Source organism: Polaromonas sp. P4_F4, from assembly GCF_056401355.1.
The window spans coordinates 30805-50339 of sequence record NZ_JBFUJO010000011.1 but is presented as its reverse complement, the minus strand read 5'-3'; the positions used below and the strand labels follow the sequence as shown (position 1 = coordinate 50339).

Genomic DNA, 19535 nt, shown 5'->3' with positions numbered 1-19535 from the left:
GCCCGACTTTAGCGGCTGCAGGGGACCGTGCTTGTCGGATCAGCGACAAGCCCCCTCCCCGCCTGCCCGCCTACTCGTCCAGCCAGCGGCAGACGCCCTGCCACTGCTCCAGGTCCTTGTCGACGCGGCTGGGCGCCACGTCAAACAGGCTCAGCCCCCGGGCGGCCAGATGGATGTAGTTTTGCGTGTCCCGCAGATAACCCAGCACCGGCAGCCCCAGGCCTTCCACAAAGTCGCGCAGCTTGTCGGCGGCAATCGTGCGGGCGTCCACCCGCATGCCGATGACGCCCACCTGCATCTTGCCGGCATGGCGGTGCTCGGCCAGCTCGTCCAGAAAGGCGCGCGTGGCGAAAATATCAAACACGCTGGGCTGCAGCGGCACGATGACCTTGTCGGCCAGCTTGACGATGTCGTTGAAACGCCAGCCGTTAAGGCCGGCCGGTGTGTCCAGCACCACATGGGTGGTTCCCCGCGGCGGTCTGGCGATCAGGTCTGCATTCAGGTCCCAGGTCGCGACGGGGCGCGCAGCGGGCGGGCGCAAACCCAGCCACAGCCGCGAGGACTGTTGCCGGTCGGCGTCCCCGAGCATCACCGCATGGCCCTGCGACGCATGGTAGCCGGCAATGTTGGTGGCCAACGTCGACTTGCCGACGCCCCCCTTTGGATTGGCAATCACGACCACGGGCATACAACTCTCCTCTGGTGCTGAAGAACTTATACGGGTGCAAGTTCCATGCTTGCTTTTCCGCTATGGTAACGGCATGGACACCGTTCTCACAAACCCTCACATGGCGGACAGCGCCGGCCATCAGGCTGCGAATACCGACATCTACGTCATCGCGGCTCATCCGGCGTGGCGTGAATCCCGGGTGAATCGCCCCCTGATGGAGGCCGCCAAGGCGCTGCCGCGCGTGCAGGTGCAAGACCTGTATTCAAGTTACCCCGACTACGCCATTGACGTCGCCAGGGAGCAGGCCGCGCTGGCGCAGGCCCGGCTGGTGGTGCTGCTGCACCCCATCCAGTGGTACTCGATGCCCGCCCTGCAAAAGCTCTGGCTGGACGACGTATTGACGTATGGCTGGGCCTATGGCCAAGGCGGACACGCCCTTGAAGGCAAGGATTTATGGCTGGTGGCGACCACCGGCGGGCCTGAGACTTCCTACCATCCCCAAGGCTACAACCGCTATTTTTTCGATGCTTTCCTGCCGCCCTATGAGCAAAGCGCCATTTTGTGCGGCATGCGGTTTTTGCCGCCCATGGTGCTGCACGGTGCGCACCGGGTCAGCGCGGAGGCCGTCGACCAGCACCTGGCCATCTTCAGCCAGCGTTTGCAAAGCTACCCCGACTGGCCCGAGCTCGAGGACCTCGAACAATACCCCGCCTGCGCAGTGCCCACGAAAGACCGCTTGCCCAGGGACGAGGCCAGCATCGAAGCGGACCCGGAAAGCAAGGACGCAGGTACAACGACAAACGCAGGAATCACCCGCTAATGGAACACGCCCCCGCCTGGCTCACCAACAGCTTCATCTACCTGGCAGCTGCCGTTGTCGCCGTACCGCTCGCCAAGAAATTCGGCCTGGGCTCCATCATTGGCTACCTGGCCGCGGGCATTGCCATCGGCCCTTGGGGCATGGGCCTGGTCACCAATGTGCAGGACATTCTTCACTTTGCCGAATTCGGCGTGGTGTTGATGCTGTTCCTCGTCGGCCTGGAGCTGGAGCCCAAGCGGCTGTGGAATTTGCGCCGGCCCATCTTTGGCTGGGGCAGCGCCCAGGTGCTGGGCTGCGCCGCCCTGCTGACCGGCGCGGCCATGGCGTTTGGCGTGAGCTGGCAGATCGCGCTGGTGGCCGGCCTGGGCCTGGCGCTGTCGTCCACCGCCATCGCCTTGCAAACCATGGGCGAGCGCAACCTGATGCCCACGTCCAGCGGACAGGCCGGGTTTTCTATTCTGCTGTTTCAGGACGTGGCGGCCATTCCGATTCTGGCGCTGCTGCCGTTGCTGGGTGCGGTGGCCGGCGAAAACGAAGCCGTAGCCCAATCCCACAAAGCGATTGAAGCTCTTAAAATCATAGCAGTCATCGGCGGCATCATTCTCGGCGGCCGCTTGCTGCTGCGCCCGCTGCTGCGCTGGATTGCCAACAGCGGCACGCCAGAAATCTTCACCGCCGCATCGCTGCTGCTGGTCGTCGGCATTGCCGCGTTGATGCAGCTGGTGGGCCTGTCGATGGCGCTGGGCGCTTTTTTGGCGGGCGTGCTGCTGGCCGAAAGCGAGTACCGGCGCGAGCTGGAAACCGATATTCAGCCCTTTAAGGGCCTGCTGCTGGGCCTGTTTTTCATCGCCGTGGGCATGAGCATTGACTTTGGCGTGCTGATGAAGTCGCCGGGCCTGATGGCCGTCATCTTGCTGGGTTTCCTGGGCCTGAAGCTGATGCTGATCTACGGCCTGGCCACCCTTATGAAGCTGCCCTACCAGGAGCGCCCGGTGTTTGCCCTGCTGCTGGCGCAAGGCGGCGAATTTGCCTTTGTGGTGTTTCAGGCCGCTGCCGGTGCGCGGGTGTTTGCACCCGAAACCGCTTCGCTGCTGATCGGTGCGGTGGCGCTGTCGATGCTGGTCAGCCCGCTCCTGCTGGTGGCCATCGACAAGCTGCTGCTGCCGCGTTATGCCAATTGCAACACGCCCCAGCTCGAAGAAATCTCCGAGCAGCAGGCCGCGCCCATCATCATTGCCGGTTTTGGCCGCTACGGTCAGATCGTCGGCCGCATGCTGCTGGCGCAAGGCATTCCAGCCACGGTGCTGGAGCACGACGCCGACATGGTGGAAACCGTGCGCGCCTTCGGCCTCCGGGTGTTTTACGGCGATGCCACACGGCTGGACCTGCTGCGCACGGCCGGTGCCGCCAGCGCCAAAATCCTGGTGCTATCGGTGGACAGCATGGAGCAGTCGCTGAAGATCGTGGACCTGGTGAAAGAGCACTTTCCGCATCTGGAGATCGTGGCCCGCGCGCGCGACGTGACGCACTGGAATGCCCTGCGCGACCGCGGCGTGATGCGCATCGAGCGCGAGGTGTTTGAGTCCAGCCTGCGCAGCGCCCGCACCGTACTCGAGCTGCTGGGCCAGCCGCCGCACGAAGCCCGCCAAACCGCCATGCGCTTTCGCCAGCACAACCTCGAATTGTTTGAGCAGATGTACCCGCACCGCAAGGACCGCACCAAGCTCATCGCCGTGGCCACGCAGGGGCGGCTGCAGCTGGAAGAACAGATGGCGCAGGAGCGCGCGCAAGCGGCGCAGCCCCGGCCTCAGGACTGGCACGGCTGACTTTGAAGGAAAAATCGCTTCAACCCAACTTTATCAATGAACACATGCAGCTACTGTTTTTGTAGCATGCGGGAGCTGGGGACGGACTACCGGAGCGATTGCTCGGACTCCCGCTTTCGCTGCTCGAGGGCCCGCCGCTCCACACAGACCGGATGGCTGGCAAATAGCGGCCTGGCGCACTGCACCGCGATGCAGATCTCAAAAGTCACCAGGTTGCGGCCTTCACAGAATTGCCGTGGGTGGGCAGGTGCCGCCGGGTCGGGAGCGGTGGCTGCATCGCGCGTCAGCGGGGGGGCGGTCGCCGCCCCTTCGGTTTTGGCCTGAGCCTGTTGGGCCGGCCTGCCTTTGTCATTCGACCGTGTTTTAACCACCGCCGGGGCTGCTTCTACCGCAGCGGGCGCATCGGGCTGGGCGGCTACGGCTTGCACCATGGGTGCTGGTGCTGCCGGCGTTGCCGCAACCGGAACACCGGTATTGGCCGGTGCGGCAGACTGCACTGCAGGCCGCGCAGCCGGGCCCGACGCCAATTTGAAGCCGATGCCGGCCGCAAGCACCACGATGCCCGTCATGCCAACAATGGCCCAGGTCAGGCGCCGGGATGCCGGCGCGGCGGGCGCAACTTTTGCGGCCCGTGCAGGCACCGTGTCGTCACCTTGCACGGGTGGCGGCCGCGCAGTTTGCACGGCAGCCTGTCCAGGCTCCCTGGCGTGCATGTCGGCAGGGCTCGGGGCGGTATCAGCCGTGCCAGAAGACCGGTCTCTGAACTCGGGCACGGTCTTGTCCATCTGGGTGGCAGAAGGAGAAAGCGGCATGACCGGCGTGCCCACATCCGACCGCAGACCGGCATCCAAACCGATATCCGAATCCTCACCGGCCAGCTCGCCGAGTTTTCTCAGGCGGCGACGTGCCAGGCTGGCGTAGATGCCTTCGGGAAACTTGGCGAGAAAGCCCCGGATATCTTCGGCATCGGTGGAGTCCTTGATCTCTTTCCAGTAGATCAACTCCAGCTCCTGCGTCACGATGGGGATATCGGTACTGGTGCCCGACTGCAGGCCGACCAGGGCTTCACCCGGATGCAGGGTGCCCGTCCAGGTGGAACTGCTTGCGGAGCTGGCCGGGCTGGCAGGCGGAACCACCGCCGGGTCAGCCGCTTCGCGGGTGGCCGCCTGCAGGGCGGCATTGAATTCCCGCGCCGTCGCAAAACGCTGGCTCGGTAATTTGGCCAAAGCCCGGGCCACCACCGCGTCGATGGCGGCGGGCAATCTCGGGTTGAAGGAGGTCGGCGCCGCAGCGGTGTGACCCACGATCTGCTGAATGATGGCGAAGTCGGTATCGGCGTCAAATGGCCGCTTGCCCGTGAGCAGCTGGTACAGCACGATGCCGGCGGCGAACAGGTCAGCCCGGGCGTCAACCGGCCGGCCCTGGACCTGCTCTGGCGACATGTACTTGAGCGTGCCCACCATGGTGCCCTGCGTGCGCGTGGCTTCGCTCGAATCCTGGATGCGGGCCACACCAAAATCGGTGAGCTTGACGCGCCCATTGCCCTGGATCAGCAGGTTGGCGGGCTTGATGTCGCGGTGAACGACGCCCTGCCGGTGCGCATAGTCGAGCGCCGACAGCAGGTCGCCCATGATGCCCAGGGTCTGCGCCAGCGTATAGAGCTTGCCTTTGTCCAGGTGGTGCTTGAGGTCATCGCCGTGGATGAATTCCATGACCAGATAGGCCATGTCGCCATCGCGATCGGAGTCGTACACGCTGACAATGTTGGGGTGCTGCAGGCGCGCGGCCGAGCGCGCTTCCGTGCGAAAGCGCACCTCATATTCAGCGGCTTCCTCTTCCGACAGGTCTTCAACCTTGATGGTCTTGATCGCCACCCGGCGGTCCAGATTGGGATCACGCCCCTCGTATACCAGCCCCATGGCACCCTTGCCGAGCACGCGGATGAGATCGTATCGACCTAGCTTCTTGAGACTCATGAGGGAATTAAAAAGGGCCGCAGTGAGGAGGGAGCAAACGTGCCGCAGGGATACGTCTGGAAACGAAAACGATTCTAGCCTGCAACGCAGAGCCGGCCCGGAGTTGGGGCGCCCTGCTGTTGCCGCTCGCACCCGTTGGGCGTGGCGAGGTTGGCCTGATCATGCGGACCTCCCAGCCTCCCGACTCAATCGGAACAATCTATTGCAACTCAACACCTGGAGCCTGAGACACCCTATTCAGGCCACTGTCTCTCGCACAAACCAGGTTTCGCAAACGGGAATCGGCGCTTGCCGGCTGGGCCAACGGCTACGATACTTGCACTCAGGCAGCTGGATTTCCTATCCGGGCGTATACGTTTATCTGTTTATCCGTATGAAGCTGAGAATTCTGGGGTGTAGCGGCGGAATCGGCGCGAACCTGCGCACAACCGCCATGCTGCTCGACGACGACGTGCTGATCGATGCCGGTACTGGCGTCGGTGATCTTGCCTTGGACGAAATGGTGCGCATTGACCACGTCTTCGTCACCCACTCGCACCTGGACCATATTTGCAGCATTCCTTTTCTGGTCGATACGGTCGGCTATAGGCGTAACACACCATTGACGGTGTACGCCACCAGGGAGACGCTCGATGCCTTGCGTGTCCACGTTTTCAACAATTGCATCTGGCCTGACTTCACCATGCTGCCGCGGCCTGAGGCGCCCTATCTGCAGTATCGCGAGATCAGCCGAGGCGAGACCGTGTCGCTGGCCGGACGCAAAATCACCGCACTCTCCGCCAATCACCTGGTGCCGGCCGTCGGCTACTGTCTGGACAGTGGTGCCGCGAGCCTGGTGTTTACCGGTGATACCGGTCCCAACGATGCCCTGTGGAAAACTGTCAACGGCATCAGCAACCTGCGTTATCTGATCATCGAGACCGCATTTTGCAACCGCGACTACGCGATCGCCATGGCCTCCAAGCACCTGTGCCCCGCCTTGCTGGCCGAGGAGATCAGCAAGCTGCGCGTTCCTGTGGAAATCTTCATCACCCATATGAAGCCAGGCGATAGGGCGCTAACCGCATTGGAAGTCGCCGCAGCCTTGAAGGCCTATCAGCCAGGAATGCTTGAACATGGCCAGGTATTTGAATTTTAAAAAAGCGCTGCATCCGACTGCACGACCGGCAAACGGCACATTCGGACCCATCCAATCACCGTTTTCTAGTTAAAGAAATTCCCTACCGATGTCGATGCTTGAGCGCTGGCCGATGTGGTGGTAGTTTTCCTCGAGCCACGCCTCGGCCTCAATCCGTCCCTTGTCACGCAAGGAGCAGAGGAAGTCCCAGTCGGCGTTGTACTTGCTCGATACACCGAGCGCGGCCATGGTCTGGTCGGACCGGATCGAGTGGATCAACACCTCCTTCATCTCGCCACGATCGAGCTTGCCTTTCTGGATCAGTTCGGTGACGAAGGCGATCGCACGCATCTCACGCATGAGTGACGAATTGAAGCTCACTTCGTTGACGCGGTTGAGAATGTCGGCCGGACTGGTCGGTACGCCGGGGCGCACAATCGGGTTGATATGGACCACCACCACATCGTGTGTGCTGCAGTGGTAGATCAGCGGGAAAATGGCCGGGTTGCCGACATAGCCACCGTCCCAGTAATGTTCGCCGTTGATCTCTACCGCCTGGAACAGGGTTGGCAGGCAGGCCGAAGCAAGTACCGCATCGATACACATGTCCTGGCCCGAAAAGATGCGTATTTTGCTGGTCTCGACATTGGTGGCACAGAGATATAGTTGGATCGGGCAATGTTGGCGCAACGCGTCGAAATCGACCTGTTGCTGCAGTATCTCGCGCAGCGGATTCATGTTGTGGGGATTGAATTGGTACGGCGACAGGATGCGAAGGATCACGTCCGCCATCAGGTACAAGGGCGAGTGGTCCAACCCGAAGCTGTGGCCTCCTTTTAACCATGGCAGCTGGCGGAAGGGGCTGTAGCGCTCTGCCGATTGTGAAATAGCGCGCCAGAAATCGTGCAGCGCCTGGCGCGCGCTTTCGGAATCACCCTTTAGCAGCCCGTAGGCCAGCACTGCGGCGTTCATCGCACCCGCGCTGGTCGCGCTGACGCCTTCAATTTCAAGCCGGCCGTCCTCCAGCAATCGGTCGAGCACGCCCCAGGCGAACGCTCCGTGCATTCCGCCGCCTTGCAGGGCGAGCGCGATAGGCTTGCGCACGCTCGGCCGTTTTGTGTTCTTCGTAGCCATCGTAAACCTCCTCGGTGTTGAGTCCAGCCACGTCCCCGATGACATTGTCCGATCACGCTGCAGCGCCCGGCCATCGTTCGGGCAACGCACTGCGCCTGCCGGCCAGGAACCGGCTATACAGCGCGCCCATGCCCTTCCCATCGATGATGCCGCGCTCCTCGAACAGGAAAGGTATTGGCGTTGGTTGAATTTTGACCACATTGATGGCAAGAAAGAAATAATTCTGGTGACGGCCTGCAGTCCCTGGGCGACAAGCCCGGCGAGCTGCCTGCCCTGATAAAATTCAGGAACTGTTGCACCTTGAAACCCCGAAGGCGGGGTAAGCCTTATGCGCTGCGCAAGCTGCGGGTTCGAGAATCCGACAGGCGCCAAGTTCTGCGAGGAATGCGGCGCCGGGCTGCCGCGTGCCTGTCCGGCCTGCGGACACGAGGCGAGCGCGAGCGCCAAGTTCTGCAGCGAATGCGGCGCGCCGCTCGGCGGACCGGCCCCGAACGCGGCGCTGGGCTCGGCGCTTGCGGCCAGCGCCCCCATCGACTACACGCCCCCCTACCTGGCCGAGCGCATCCTGGCGGCACAGGCGGCCATGGAGGCCCGCGGCGCACCGGACGGTGAACGCAAAACCGTCACCGCGCTGTTCGCCGACATGGCCGGCTCGACCGCGCTGATCCACGACCTCGATCCCGAAGACGCCCGCCGCCTGATCGACCCGGTGCTGGCGCTGATGATGGACGCCGTCCATCACTACGCAGGCTATGTGGCCAAGTCGATGGGCGATGGCATCCTGGCGCTGTTCGGCGCGCCGATTGCGCACGAAGACCATGCGCAGCGGGCCCTCTATGCGGCGCTGCGCATGCAAGAGGACATGCGCCGCTACGCCGACCGCGTGCGCCTGGCCCAGGGGATAGCGCTGCAGATCCGCGTCGGCGTCAACTCCGGCGAAGTGGTAGTGCGCGCAATCCGCACCGACGACTTGCACACCGACTACGACCCGGTGGGACACACGATCCACATCGCTTCGCGCATGGAGAGCATCGCGGTGCCCGGCTCGATCGTCGCGAGCGAACATACCCACAAGCTGACCGAGGGCTATTTCGCGGTCAAGGCGCTCGGCGCGACGCCGATCAAGGGGCTGCCCGAGCCGCTCGCCGTCTTCGAAGTGCTCGGTCTTGGCCCGCTGCGCACCCGCTTGCAGGTGGCGGCCAGCCGCGGGCTGGCGCGCTTCGTCGGCCGTGCCCGCGAGCTCGAGGAACTGCGCGAAGCACGGGCGCTGGCGCAGGCCGGGCACGGCCAGATCGTCGGCGTGGTCGGCGAGCCGGGGGTCGGCAAGTCGCGGCTGTGCCACGAGTTCAAGCTGCGCGCGCCGCCCGATTGCCTGGTGCTGGAAACCTTCTCGGTCTCGCACGGCAAGGCCTATCCGTATCTGCCGCTGATCGAGCTGCTGAAGAACTACTGCCAGATCACCGCGCAGGACGACGAGCGCCGGCGGCGGGAGAAGCTCACCGGCAAGGTGCTGACCCTGGACCGCGCGCTGGAGGGCAGCCTGCCCTATCTGTTCCAGCTGCTGGGGCTCGCCGAGCCGGGCTCGACGCTGGCGCAGATGAGCCCCCAGATCCGCCGGCAGCGCACCTTCGAGGCGATCAAGCGGCTCCTGGTGCGCGAGAGCATGGCCCAGCCGCTCGAGCTGATCGTCGAGGATCTGCAGTGGCTCGACAGCGAGACCGAGGCTTTCCTCGGCTTTCTCGGCGAGAGCGTGGCCAACGCCCGCATCCTGCTGCTGGTCAATTACCGGCCCGAGTACCGGCACGACTGGGGCCACAGGAGCTACTACACCCAGCTGCGGCTGGATCCCCTGGGAAAAGACGAGGCCCAGGAACTGCTGCGAGCCCTGCTGGGCGACGCCGCCGGGCTCGCCCCGCTCGAGCACCTGATCCTGGAACAGACCGAAGGCAACCCCTTCTTCATCGAGGAAGTGGTGCAGACGCTGATCGAGGAGCAGGTGCTGCGCGGCGAGCACGGGCATTACCGTATCGAGCGGATCCCGACCGCCCTGCACATCCCGACCACTGTGCAGGGGGTGCTGGCCGCCCGCATCGATCGGCTGGGGACGGCCGAGAAAGCGCTGCTGCAGACCCTGGCGGTGATCGGCAAAGCATTTCCCTGGAGCCTGCTCGCGCGCGTCGCCCAGCAGCCCGAAGACGCGCTGAAAAGCCTGCTGGCGCAGCTGCAGGCCGGGGAATTCATCTACGAGCAGCCGGCGTTTCCGGAGGTGGAGTACAGCTTCAAGCATGGGCTGACCCAGGAGGTGAGCTACGGCTCGCTGCTGAGCGAGCGGCGCTGTGCGCTGCATGAGCGCACGGCCCAGGCGATTGAGGCCCTGTTCAGCGCCCAGCTCGAGGAGCACTGCAGCGAGCTGGCGCATCATTTCAGCCGCAGCGGCAACGCGCCGAAGGCGGTGCAATACCTCCACTGCGCCGGGCGCCAGGCGGTGCAGCGCTCCGCCGATGCCGAAGCGGTCACCCACCTCACCACGGCCCTGGCCCTGCTTGAGACCCTGCCCGATGCGCCGGAGCGCGCCAGGCAGGAACTCGCACTCCTGATCACCCTCGGTCCGGCCTGGATGGCCACCAAGGGGCACGCTGCCCCGGAAGTGGAGGCAACTTATACCCGGGCGTTGATGCTGTGTCGACAGCTCGGGGAAACGATCCAGCTCTTCCCTGCCCTGGTGGGGCTGCGCACGTTTTATCAAGTCCGTGGGGAACTGCCGACCGCACGCGAGTTGGGGGAGCAACTCCTTACGATGGCCCAAAAGGCGCAAGACCCTGCCTTGCTCGTACAAGCCCATCGGGCGTTGGGCACCAGCTTGCTCAGTCTCGGCGAGCTGGTCCCCGCCCAAGCGCAACTGGAGCAGGTCTTAGCCCTTTATGACCCTGGGCAGCACTACTCGCCTGCCGTCTTTTATGGGTCGGAGCCCGGCGTGGCGGGGCTGGCCTTCGCAGCCTTGGACCTGTGGCTGCTCGGCTATCCGGACCAAGCCCTGGCGCGCAGCCAGGCGGCGCTCGCTCTGGCTCAGACCCTGTCCCACCCTCCTGTCTCGGCCACTGCCTTGATCTTTGCCGCCGAGCTTCATCTGCACCGCCGCGAGGCGCAGCCGACGCGCGAGTTGGCGCAGGCCATCCTCGCCCTCGCGACCGAGCACGGCTTCCCGTTCTGGTTGGCTTACGGAATCATCCTCTCGGGCTGGGCGCTGGCCGAGCAGGGACGCACAGCAGAAGGCATCGAAAGGATGCAAGAGGGTTTGAGCGCCTATCGGGCCACCGGGGCGGAACTTTGGAGGCCGCATTTCCTGGCGCTGCTGGCCGAAGCCTACGGAAAAGCGGGGCAAGCCGAGGCAGGGCTGAAGACGCTGGCCGAGGCGCTGGCCATGGTGGACCGAACGCAAGAGCGCGTGTACGAGGCGGAGCTGTATCGGCTCAAGGGGGAGCTGACGCTGCTGCAGCCGAGCCGCGAGGGGGCGGGCGCCGGCGGCCGGGACGAAGCCGAAGCCTGCTTCCTGAAGGCGATCGCGATTGCTCGCCGGCAGGGCGCCCGATCGCTGGAGCTGCGCGCGGCGATGGCCTTAAGCCGGCTGTGGCGGCAGCAGGGCAAGCCGGCGGAGGCCCGCCAGATGTTGGGCGAGAGCTACGGCGGGTTCACCGAAGGCTTCGACACCGCGGACCTGCAGGAGGCCAAGGCGCTGCTCGCCGAGCTCCAGTGAAGTGTGCGTCATGGCAGCGCCATGTTCCGTGCAGACCGGCACTTCGAGGGATCCCTCCCTGATTGCTGACGGCCTGGTGCGGTGCCATCGGCGAAACGTGCACGGTCGGGCGTGCTCGTGACGTGGGGCCGCCCAAATTTTCGCCTCGCGCCGACGCGCTTCAGGTGCGGGTCGGAGCCGCTTCGGTCGCGCCGCTACGCATCCAGCCGGGTCATGCTGCCTCCTGGAACAACCTCGGGCTCAACTACACCTAGTGCAGTCCGTCCCAGACCAGCTTGCAGCCGGTGAGCAGCATGCCGACATACAGCAGCCGGTAAAAAAGCACCGGGCTGATGCGTCTGGCCAGACGCACGCCCATCCACACGCCGACCGGAGCGAGCGGCAGCAGCACCAGCGAGGTCGCCATGTTGCGCAGGTCGAGCAGACCCAGCAGCCCGTAGGGAATCCACTTGGAGAGGTTGATCACAAAAAAGAAGGCCGCCATGGTGGCGGTGAACTTGAGGGGGCTCAGGCGCATCGGAATCACATAGGCGCTCAACGGCGGCCCGCCGGCATGCGCCACAAAACTCGTGAAGCCCGAGGTCACCGTCAACAGGGCCCCCAGCCATTGGGGTGGCGGCGCGCTGTCGGGTCGGGGCGGAAACAGCAGGCGCTGCGCCAAAAACAGCAGCGTGAACACACCCACTATGCCGGCCACCATCCTGGCATCCAGCGCCTTGAAGAGCAGCGCCCCCACCACCGTGCCCACCAATCCGCAGGAAATCAGGAAGCGCAGGAACCTGAGGTCGAAATCCTTGCGGAAGGCGGCCAGGCCCAGCAGGTCCATCAGCAACAGCACCGGCATCAGGATCGCGGCAGCTTGCGGCACCGTCACGGCCAGCGCCATCACCGGCACCGCCAGTGAGCCAAAGCCCGCGCCAAACCCGCTTTTGCTGATGCCCAGCATCAGCACCGCAGGGACGGCCACCGCATAGAAAAACGGATCGGTGATCAGCGGGAAACTCACGGCGGCATGGCTTTCAGGCCCGGCCGCACGAACACGATGGCGCGCGGGGCCCTGAGGAGAGCGGTGAGACTAATGCAGTGTTGTGGGAAGGCGGCGCCATGGGGCCCGATGTTACAGGGCCGGCAACCATCAAGCGCCTCATCCTGGACGGCGATTCATTCGACCGTCGCGCCGGAGACTTTCACGATCTCGGCCCACTTGGCGCTTTCTTTCCTGATCAGGGCGGCATAGTCGGCGGGACCGCCCAGCAGGGGTACCGCGCCCTCCACCTCCAGCCGGGACTGGAAATCGGCCGAGGCGGCGATCTTGAGCATCTGCCCTGACAGCTCCCTGATGGTGGCCTCCGGCGTGCCGCGGGGCGCAAGGATGCCGTAGGTCAGGGTGCTTTCGAATCCGGCCAGGCCCGGCACACCGGACTCGGCGATGGTGGGCACCTCGGGCAGCGAGGGAAGCCGCTGGCTGCCGGTGACCGCCACGGCCCGCAGGCGGCCACTTTTGACCAGCGCCAGCGCCGGCGGGATGACGCTGAACATCATCTGCACCTGGCCGCCGATCAGGTCCGTCAGGCCGGGGACGGTGCCCTTGTACGGAATGTGGCCGATCTTGACCCCGCTCTTCTGCTCGAACATCTCGCCCGTCAGGTGGCCGCCCGTGCCGCTGCCGCTGGACGCGTAGTTGAGAATGCCGGGCTGTGATTTGGCCAGCGCCAGCAGGTCGGCCACCGTCTTCACCGATGACGAGGCTGGCACCACCAGCACCAGGGCCGACGAGGCAAACATGGCGACCGGCGCCAGGTCTTTCTGCGGGTCGTATTTCAGCTGCTTGTACAGCGCCGGGTTGATCGACACCGTGCCCGAGTGCCCCAGCAATAGCGTGGTCCCATCGCCCGGACTGCGCACGACCTGCTCCGTGCCGAGGTTGCCGCCGGCGCCGGGCTTGTTTTCCACCATCACGCTCTGATTGCGCAACTCGCCCAGGCTTTTTGCCATCTGGCGGGCGAACACGTCGTTGCCCCCACCGGGTGCGAAAGGCACGACGATTTTGATCGCTTTGGCGTTTTGGGCCCACGCTGGAGCGCCCAGCGCTGCGAGCGCGCCCAGCAGCAGGCTACGGCGTCCTGTACGAAGGTGGTTCATGCTGGCACTTTCCCAATCAACGACCCGAAGGTCCGGTGGAAGACACAAGCAGCAGACGCCGGGCAGGGCCTGTCAGTCCAGCGAGACGTTCGCCTTGCGGATCACGTCGCCGAAACGCCGGGTTTCGCTCTGCACGAACTGGTTGAACTGCTCGCGCGTCTGCGGGAAGGGCTCATAACCAAAGCTCTTGAATTTCTCAAGCACGTCGGGCTCGGCCAGCGCCTTCTCGATGTCGCGCTTGATCTTGTCGCTCACGGCGTCAGGAAGGCCCTTGGGCACCGCCATCGCATTCCAGCCGGTGACCTCGAAGCCCTGCGGACCACCGGATTCACCGACCGTAGGCACATCCGGGAAGGCCGCCACACGCTTCGGTGCCGCCACCGCCAGGAAGCGCAGCTTGCCCGCGCGCTGCAGCGGCCCCGCAGTGGCGCTGCTGCCCAGCGCGAAGGCGAGTTCGCCGGTGGAGACCGAGGTGTAGAGCTGGGTGGTTTCCTTGTAAATCACATGCTCCATCTGCGTGCCGGTTGCGGACTCAAACAGCTCCGATCCCAGGTGCACCGGATTGCCGACCGACCAGGAGCCGTAGTCCAGCTTGCCGGGGTGGGCCTTGGCATCGGCAACCAGGTCAGCGATTGACTTGTATTTGCTGGTGGTCGGCACGGTGAAGAAGAAATAGGTCTTGAACAGCGGCAGCAGCGCATCAAAGTCCTTGCTTGCGTCGTACGGCAGCTTTTTGAACAACGACGGATACGCTGCAAGGTGCACGTTGTCGAGCACGATCAGGTCGTGCCCATCCTTGCTGCCGCGCTTGAAGGCGTCGATCGCGATGAAGCCGTTGCCGCCGGGCCGGTTCTCGACCACCACCGGCTGGCCCCAGGCGCGTGACAGCTTGTCGGCCACCAGGCGCGCCACGCCGTCGGGACCACCGCCCACCGGAAACGGCGTGATGATGCGCACCGGCTTGGTCGGAAACTGCTGGGCGCCGGCCGTGGCCGGCAGCAAGCCGGCAGCAGCCAGCGCGAGTGCGGCGAGGCCCAGGGTGCGACGTGCTACAGAGAATTTGAAAGGCATGACTGTCTCCTTGTAACTATGAATTAGCTCTGAATTCCGGAAATAAAACAGGGTTCGGACGCCTGACGTCCAATAGAAAGAGAAATGCGCAGATTGCTATTAAATAAATAGCAAATCAAACCGTGACATGGCAGCTCATTGGCCGTTCAATGACGGCCCAAGGGCAAGTCGATCAGACCCGCTCAAGGATCACCGCAATGCCCTGCCCCACGCCAATGCACATGGTGCACAGCGCATAGCGCCCGCCGCCCCTGTGCAGCTGGTTGACGGCCGTGGTGGCCAGGCGGGCACCGCTGGCGCCGAGCGGGTGGCCCAGCGCAATGGCGCCGCCATTGGGGTTGACGCGCGAGTCGTCATCCTGCAAACCGAGCAGGCGCAGCACGGCCAGGCCCTGTGCGGCAAAGGCTTCGTTGAGCTCGATCACGTCCATCTGCGCCAGCGTCAGGCCGGTGAGTGCCAGCGCTTTTTGCGTGGCCGGCGCCGGGCCTATGCCCATGATGCGCGGCGCCACGCCGGCCGTGGCCATGCCGACGATGCGGGCCCTGGGTGTGAGGCCGTTTTTGGCCGCGCTGGCCTCGTCGGCGAGCAGCAGTGCGCAGGCGCCGTCGTTGACGCCGCTGGCATTGCCGGCGGTGACGGAGCCGTCGGGGCGCACCACGCCCTTGAGCTTGGCCAGCGTTTCCATCGAGGTCTCGCGCGGATGCTCGTCCTTGGCCACCACGATGGGATCGCCCTTTTTCTGCGCGATGGTCACGGGCGTGATTTCGGCATCGAAGTAGCCGGCCTTTTGCGCCGCCACGGCCTTGAGCTGGCTCGCCAGGGCCATCTTGTCCTGGTCTTCGCGGCTGATCTTGTAGTCGACGGCAACGTTTTCGGCGGTTTCTGGCATGGCGTCGACGCCGTACTTTTCCTTCATCAGCTTGTTGACGAAGCGCCAGCCGATGGTGGTGTCATACACCGCATTGGCACGGCCGAAGGCGCTCTCGGCCTTGGGCATGACGAACGGCGCGCGGCTCATGCTTTCGACGCCACCGGCGATCATCAAGTGGGCCTCGCCCGACTTGATGGCGCGGGCGGCCGTGCCCAGGGCGTCCAGGCCGGATCCGCACAGGCGGTTGATGGTGGCGCCGGGCAGCTCCAGCGGCAAGCCGGCCAGCAGGCTGGACATGCGTGCGACGTTGCGGTTGTCTTCGCCGGCCTGGTTGGCGCAGCCGAAGATCACGTCGCTCACCAGTTGCCAGTCGACGTTGGGGTTGCGCGCCATCAGGGCCTTGAGCGGGATCGCGCCCAAGTCGTCGGTGCGCACGCTGCTCAAGGCGCCGCCGTAGCGGCCGAAGGGGGTGCGAATGGCATCGCAGATAAAAGCCTGGTTCATGCAATGTCTCCTGAATCTCCGTTCAATACAGGACCTGAGCAGGACCTGGGCCCTTCAAGCCCGAACGGATTGGTTAATTAAAAAATCAAACAAAAATCAAACGGCTATCGGCAAGCCGACGAGTTTTTCCAGTTCGCCATGCGTCAGGCCCTCGACCTTGTCGATGAGCTTGAGACCCTGCGGCGTACACGCCAGCGTGGCGAGTTCCGAATAAATGCGCTTGACGCAGGCAATGGCGGTGAGCGGATAACTGCATTGCGCCACCACCTTGCTCTCGCCCTTTTTGGTGAGCAGGTCCATCATCACCCAGGTCTGCTTGGCGCCCAGGGCCAGGTCCATCGCGCCGCCCACGGCGGGGATCGCCTCCTTTTCCCCGGTGTGCCAGTTGGCCAGGTCGCCTGTGGCCGACACCTGGAACGCACCGAGCACGCAAATATCAAGGTGGCCGCCGCGCATCATGGCAAAGCTGTCGGCATGGTGAAAAAACGAGCCGCCCTTGAGCAGCGTCACCGGCTGTTTCCCGGCGTTGATGAGGTCATAGTCTTCCGCGCCCTCGGCAGGCGCAGGGCCCATGCCGAGAATGCCGTTTTCGCTGTGCAACAGCACCTCGCGGCTGGCCGGGATATGGTTGGCCACCAGCGTCGGCATGCCGATGCCGAGGTTGACGGTGGCGCCTTCGTAAATGTCTTGCGCCACACGGGCGGCAAGCTGGTCTTTGGTGCGTTTCTGGTAGGTCATGGGTTGCTCCGTCCGGATGGCTGGTCAATGATGGCAAATGATCGCAACAGATTCAGGCTACGTTTTTGAAGCCGCCTGCCCGGGTTGCCACGCGGTCTATCTTCACAATCTGGTGCACGAAGATGCCGGGCGTCACGATGTGCTCGGGGTTGAGCGCTCCAAGCTCGACAATCTCGTGCACCGTGGCCACGGTTTTTGCCGCAGCCGTGGCCATCACCGGGCCAAAATTGCGCGCCGCCATGCGGTACGTCAGGTTGCCCCAACGATCGCCCTGCTCCGCCTTGATCAACGCCACGTCGCCGTAAATCGACATCTCCAGGACGTACTGCTTGCCGTTGATCTCGCGGGTTTCTTTGGCCGAGCCATCCGGATTTTTGGCCAGCTCCGTGCCGTAACCCGTGGGCGAGAAAAATGCGCCTATGCCCGCACCGGCTGCGCGAATGCGCTCGGCCAGATTGCCCTGCGGTACCAGTTCCAGCTCCAGCTTGCCGCCGCGGTAAAGCCCGTCGAACACGTGACTGTCGGCCTGGCGTGGAAAGCTGCAAATGATTTTGCGCACCCGCCCGGCCTTCAGCAGCGCCGCCAGCCCGGTCTCGCCATTGCCCGCGTTGTTGTTGACCACGGTCAGGTCTTTGGCGCCCTGCGCAATCAGGCCATCGATGAGTTCATTGGGAATACCGGCGGTGCCAAAACCTCCGATCAGGATGGTTGATCCGTCTTTCACATCCGCCAACGCATCGGCGATGGAGCGGGCAATCTTGTTGATCATTCAATTGTCTCCAACAGGGCAACAGGGCAGAAACAGGCAACACGCCAGAGTAGCGCCCGGGTGACCGGGCGCGCAAAGCCGCGAATTCAGGCAGAGTTTCCGATCCACCAGATTTTGTTCGACATTAGAACAAGAGTTCGTATAATGAATTCTAGGAGATTTTTTCAACCATGGCAAATCCCGCCTCCACACGCATCGCAGACCTTAAACCCGGCGACGGCTATGTGCAATCCTTTGCGCGCGGATTGCAGGTCATCCGCTCCTTCAGTGCCAGCGCCCCGCGCCAGACACTGACCGAAGTGGCGCAGCGCAGCGAGCTGAGCCGCGCCGGCGCCCGCCGCATCCTGCTGACCCTGGAGTCGCTCGGTTATGTGCGCAGCGAAGGCAAGCTGTTCAGCCTGACCCCGCGCATTCTCGATTTGGGATTCGCCTATCTCTCGTCCATGCCGATCTGGGACCTCGCCGAGCCCGTGATGGAAGCGCTGGTTGCGCAGGTCAAGGAATCGTGCTCGGCAGCGGTGCTCGACGACACCGACATCGTCTACGTGCTGCGCGTGCCCACACACAAGATCATGAGCATCAGCCTGGGCATCGGCTCCCGGCTGCCCGCCTACTGCACCTCGATGGGTCGCATGCTGCTGTCCGCATTGCCGGAAGCCGAGTTGATGGAGTGCCTGGAACGCTCGGACCGGACGGCCCGAACCAAGTACACCGCGATCGATGTGAAGGAGATCGCGGCCCGGATTGCGCAGGTTCGCAAACAGGGTTGGTCGCTGGTGAATCAGGAGCTCGAGGAAGGACTGGTGTCGCTGGCAGCGCCCATCACCAACCGGGCCGGCCAGATGGTGGCGGCGCTGAACATCAGCGGCCAGGCCAACCGGACCAGTGCCAAGGTGATGCAGGAAACCATGCTGCCGCAACTGCTTGCGGCGGCACAGGCCATATCGCGCATGCTGAGTGTTCAGCGCGCCTGAGATCGGCAATATCCCGAAGGGGGTTGCCCCGGGGAAAGTGGAAAGTGGAAAGTGGCCCCATCAGGCAGGAAGTTACCTGCGCCGAACGAAGGAGGCGCGGGCTTTCAGGGCTTGCGGAAACCCACCACCAGCAAAACCGCACCCAAGGCCACGGCACCGATGCTCAGCCATTGGGGAATATTGACCGACTCCTTTTCCGTGACCGTCAACTCGATGGGGCCGATTTTCGCGGTCGACCTGTCCTTGGTGAAGCTGAAACCTCCGGTGAAAAGTCCGGCCAGTCCGGCAACGATCAGGATAATTCCCGCCATTTTTGCTGCATTCATAGAATCTCCTCACCGGGCTACCGGGCTTACTCATTGCAGGGTGGCTGTGCGCCGCAACTGCGCCACCGTGAATCATGAATATACCGTTGCACACCCCCCCTGTCTGTAGGACGTGGGGACATGGGGTGCCTGTCAAGCACAAGCCCGATGAAAGCGCCAGGGCGGAAAACACCTCAAAGGCCCCGGAAGCAGGCTGCGTGATACGCTTTAGCCATGTTCACGCCTTCGCAAGCCGACGTCCGGCGATTCTTCTGTTCAGTTTATGCCAAAGCCCGCACGGGACAGGCGCTTGAGGCTATAGAAATCATAGCAAGCCAATGGATGGAGGAACACCCCGAATACCATGCGGATTTTGCGGATGCCGATGCGGCGCTTGAAAAAATGTATGACGTCGAGGCCGGCAACACCAATCCCTTCCTGCACCTCTCGATGCACCTGTCGATCAGCGAACAATGCTCGATTGACCAGCCGCGCGGTATCCGCCAGGCGGTGGAGCTGTTGACCGCGCGGCGCAACTCACTGCATGACGCGCATCACGAGGCCATGGACTGCCTGGGACAGATGGTGTGGGAAAGCCAGCGCGCAGGCCGGCCGCCGGATGGCGATGCCTACATCGCATGCGTTCAGCGCCGCGCTACGAGGGATTAGCCCCCACGTTCGCTCACTGCGTGTAGCTCTCTGCCCCCCGAGGGGGCCGCTGCGCCTGCGGCCCGGCTAAGCCGGTTCCGCGGCCCCTGCTGGGCTAGAGAGCTACCACTTCTGGCTACTAGGGCTCCCACGCTTGTCACTGCGTGTGCTGCGCTGCCCCCCCCCGAGCGAGCGCTGCGCCTGCGGCCCGGCTAA

16 protein-coding genes are annotated in these 19535 nt (G+C 64.0%); 6 read left to right on the top strand and 10 right to left on the bottom strand.

What is annotated here, in order from left to right; translation table 11 throughout:
- Positions 1–70 precede the first annotated feature (70 nt).
- The gene (locus tag AC1DUR_RS13320) at positions 71–688 is read right to left on the bottom strand and encodes a nucleotide-binding protein (protein ID WP_477719451.1); all 618 of its coding nucleotides are present in this window, start codon (positions 686–688) and stop codon (positions 71–73) included.
- Between the two features lie 73 nt (positions 689–761).
- On the opposite strand from AC1DUR_RS13320, the gene kefF reads away from it, so the two are divergent.
- Positions 762–1490 (top strand): glutathione-regulated potassium-efflux system oxidoreductase KefF, encoded by a 729-nt coding sequence (gene kefF / locus AC1DUR_RS13315; protein WP_477719450.1) that lies wholly within the window; start codon positions 762–764, stop codon positions 1488–1490.
- Positions 1490–3316: a glutathione-regulated potassium-efflux system protein KefC gene (kefC, locus tag AC1DUR_RS13310; RefSeq protein WP_477719449.1), complete on the top strand. Its 1827-nt coding sequence runs from the start codon at positions 1490–1492 to the stop codon at positions 3314–3316. The genes kefF and kefC overlap by 1 nt, the downstream gene beginning before the upstream one ends.
- Positions 3317–3402: 86 nt before the next feature.
- Here kefC and AC1DUR_RS13305 read toward each other — a convergent pair whose 3' ends face one another.
- Entirely contained in the window at positions 3403–5292 is a 1890-nt protein-coding gene (locus AC1DUR_RS13305) for a serine/threonine-protein kinase (protein WP_477719448.1), read from the bottom strand.
- Positions 5293–5665: 373 nt separating this feature from the next.
- Between AC1DUR_RS13305 and AC1DUR_RS13300 the strand changes: the two genes are divergently transcribed.
- Positions 5666–6430, top strand: coding sequence for a 3',5'-cyclic-nucleotide phosphodiesterase (locus AC1DUR_RS13300; RefSeq protein WP_477719447.1), 765 nt, complete (start codon positions 5666–5668; stop codon positions 6428–6430).
- Between the two features lie 69 nt (positions 6431–6499).
- Here the strand turns inward: AC1DUR_RS13300 and AC1DUR_RS13295 are convergent, their stop codons facing one another.
- Positions 6500–7543 carry a patatin-like phospholipase family protein gene (locus tag AC1DUR_RS13295; protein ID WP_477719446.1) on the bottom strand — a complete coding sequence of 348 codons (1044 nt, stop codon included), beginning with the start codon at positions 7541–7543 and terminating at the stop codon, positions 6500–6502.
- Positions 7544–7871: 328 nt separating this feature from the next.
- Here AC1DUR_RS13295 and AC1DUR_RS13290 point away from each other — a divergent pair, with 328 nt between their 5' ends.
- Positions 7872–11297, top strand: a complete 3426-nt coding sequence (locus AC1DUR_RS13290) for an adenylate/guanylate cyclase domain-containing protein (protein ID WP_477719445.1) — start codon at positions 7872–7874, stop codon at positions 11295–11297.
- A gap of 250 nt (positions 11298–11547) precedes the next feature.
- Here the strand turns inward: AC1DUR_RS13290 and AC1DUR_RS13285 are convergent, their stop codons facing one another.
- The 6 genes from AC1DUR_RS13285 to AC1DUR_RS13260 all read right to left on the bottom strand — a co-directional run bounded on the left by AC1DUR_RS13285 (position 11548) and on the right by AC1DUR_RS13260 (position 17392).
- A complete protein-coding gene (locus AC1DUR_RS13285) occupies positions 11548–12303 on the bottom strand; it encodes a sulfite exporter TauE/SafE family protein (RefSeq protein WP_477719444.1) in 756 nt (251 codons plus the stop codon).
- 155 nt (positions 12304–12458) lie between these two features.
- Positions 12459–13439, bottom strand: coding sequence for a Bug family tripartite tricarboxylate transporter substrate binding protein (locus tag AC1DUR_RS13280; RefSeq protein ID WP_477719443.1), 981 nt, complete (start codon positions 13437–13439; stop codon positions 12459–12461).
- Positions 13440–13511: 72 nt separating this feature from the next.
- Positions 13512–14510: a Bug family tripartite tricarboxylate transporter substrate binding protein gene (locus tag AC1DUR_RS13275; RefSeq protein WP_477719442.1), complete on the bottom strand. Its 999-nt coding sequence runs from the start codon at positions 14508–14510 to the stop codon at positions 13512–13514.
- Between the two features lie 172 nt (positions 14511–14682).
- Positions 14683–15885, bottom strand: a complete 1203-nt coding sequence (pcaF, locus tag AC1DUR_RS13270) for a 3-oxoadipyl-CoA thiolase (RefSeq protein WP_477719441.1) — start codon at positions 15883–15885, stop codon at positions 14683–14685.
- A gap of 96 nt (positions 15886–15981) precedes the next feature.
- Entirely contained in the window at positions 15982–16623 is a 642-nt protein-coding gene (locus AC1DUR_RS13265; RefSeq protein WP_477721662.1) for a 3-oxoacid CoA-transferase subunit B, read from the bottom strand.
- A 52-nt stretch (positions 16624–16675) separates the two neighbouring features.
- Positions 16676–17392, bottom strand: coding sequence for a 3-oxoacid CoA-transferase subunit A (locus tag AC1DUR_RS13260; protein ID WP_477719439.1), 717 nt, complete (start codon positions 17390–17392; stop codon positions 16676–16678).
- A 170-nt stretch (positions 17393–17562) separates the two neighbouring features.
- Between AC1DUR_RS13260 and AC1DUR_RS13255 the strand changes: the two genes are divergently transcribed.
- Positions 17563–18366, top strand: coding sequence for an IclR family transcriptional regulator domain-containing protein (locus AC1DUR_RS13255; protein WP_477719438.1), 804 nt, complete (start codon positions 17563–17565; stop codon positions 18364–18366).
- 104 nt (positions 18367–18470) lie between these two features.
- On the opposite strand, the gene AC1DUR_RS13250 is transcribed toward AC1DUR_RS13255, so the two are convergent.
- Positions 18471–18692 carry a hypothetical protein gene (locus AC1DUR_RS13250; RefSeq protein WP_477719437.1) on the bottom strand — a complete coding sequence of 74 codons (222 nt, stop codon included), beginning with the start codon at positions 18690–18692 and terminating at the stop codon, positions 18471–18473.
- Between the two features lie 213 nt (positions 18693–18905).
- On the opposite strand from AC1DUR_RS13250, the gene AC1DUR_RS13245 reads away from it, so the two are divergent.
- Positions 18906–19340: a DUF1841 family protein gene (locus AC1DUR_RS13245; protein WP_477719436.1), complete on the top strand. Its 435-nt coding sequence runs from the start codon at positions 18906–18908 to the stop codon at positions 19338–19340.
- Positions 19341–19535: the final 195 nt, after the last annotated feature.

Coding starts and splice junctions, on each gene's coding strand:
- AC1DUR_RS13265 (WP_477721662.1), bottom strand. CDS start 16,623: ATGACCTACCAGAAACGCACCAAAGACCAGCTTGCCGCCCGTGTGGCG.
- AC1DUR_RS13300 (WP_477719447.1), top strand. CDS start 5,666: ATGAAGCTGAGAATTCTGGGGTGTAGCGGCGGAATCGGCGCGAACCTG.
- AC1DUR_RS13255 (WP_477719438.1), top strand. CDS start 17,563: ATGGCAAATCCCGCCTCCACACGCATCGCAGACCTTAAACCCGGCGAC.
- AC1DUR_RS13295 (WP_477719446.1), bottom strand. CDS start 7,543: ATGGCTACGAAGAACACAAAACGGCCGAGCGTGCGCAAGCCTATCGCG.
- AC1DUR_RS13260 (WP_477719439.1), bottom strand. CDS start 17,392: ATGATCAACAAGATTGCCCGCTCCATCGCCGATGCGTTGGCGGATGTG.
- AC1DUR_RS13290 (WP_477719445.1), top strand. CDS start 7,872: ATGCGCTGCGCAAGCTGCGGGTTCGAGAATCCGACAGGCGCCAAGTTC.
- AC1DUR_RS13275 (WP_477719442.1), bottom strand. CDS start 14,510: ATGCCTTTCAAATTCTCTGTAGCACGTCGCACCCTGGGCCTCGCCGCA.
- kefF (WP_477719450.1), top strand. CDS start 762: ATGGACACCGTTCTCACAAACCCTCACATGGCGGACAGCGCCGGCCAT.
- AC1DUR_RS13280 (WP_477719443.1), bottom strand. CDS start 13,439: ATGAACCACCTTCGTACAGGACGCCGTAGCCTGCTGCTGGGCGCGCTC.
- kefC (WP_477719449.1), top strand. CDS start 1,490: ATGGAACACGCCCCCGCCTGGCTCACCAACAGCTTCATCTACCTGGCA.
- pcaF (WP_477719441.1), bottom strand. CDS start 15,885: ATGAACCAGGCTTTTATCTGCGATGCCATTCGCACCCCCTTCGGCCGC.
- AC1DUR_RS13320 (WP_477719451.1), bottom strand. CDS start 688: ATGCCCGTGGTCGTGATTGCCAATCCAAAGGGGGGCGTCGGCAAGTCG.
- AC1DUR_RS13245 (WP_477719436.1), top strand. CDS start 18,906: ATGTTCACGCCTTCGCAAGCCGACGTCCGGCGATTCTTCTGTTCAGTT.
- AC1DUR_RS13305 (WP_477719448.1), bottom strand. CDS start 5,292: ATGAGTCTCAAGAAGCTAGGTCGATACGATCTCATCCGCGTGCTCGGC.
- AC1DUR_RS13250 (WP_477719437.1), bottom strand. CDS start 18,692: ATGAATGCAGCAAAAATGGCGGGAATTATCCTGATCGTTGCCGGACTG.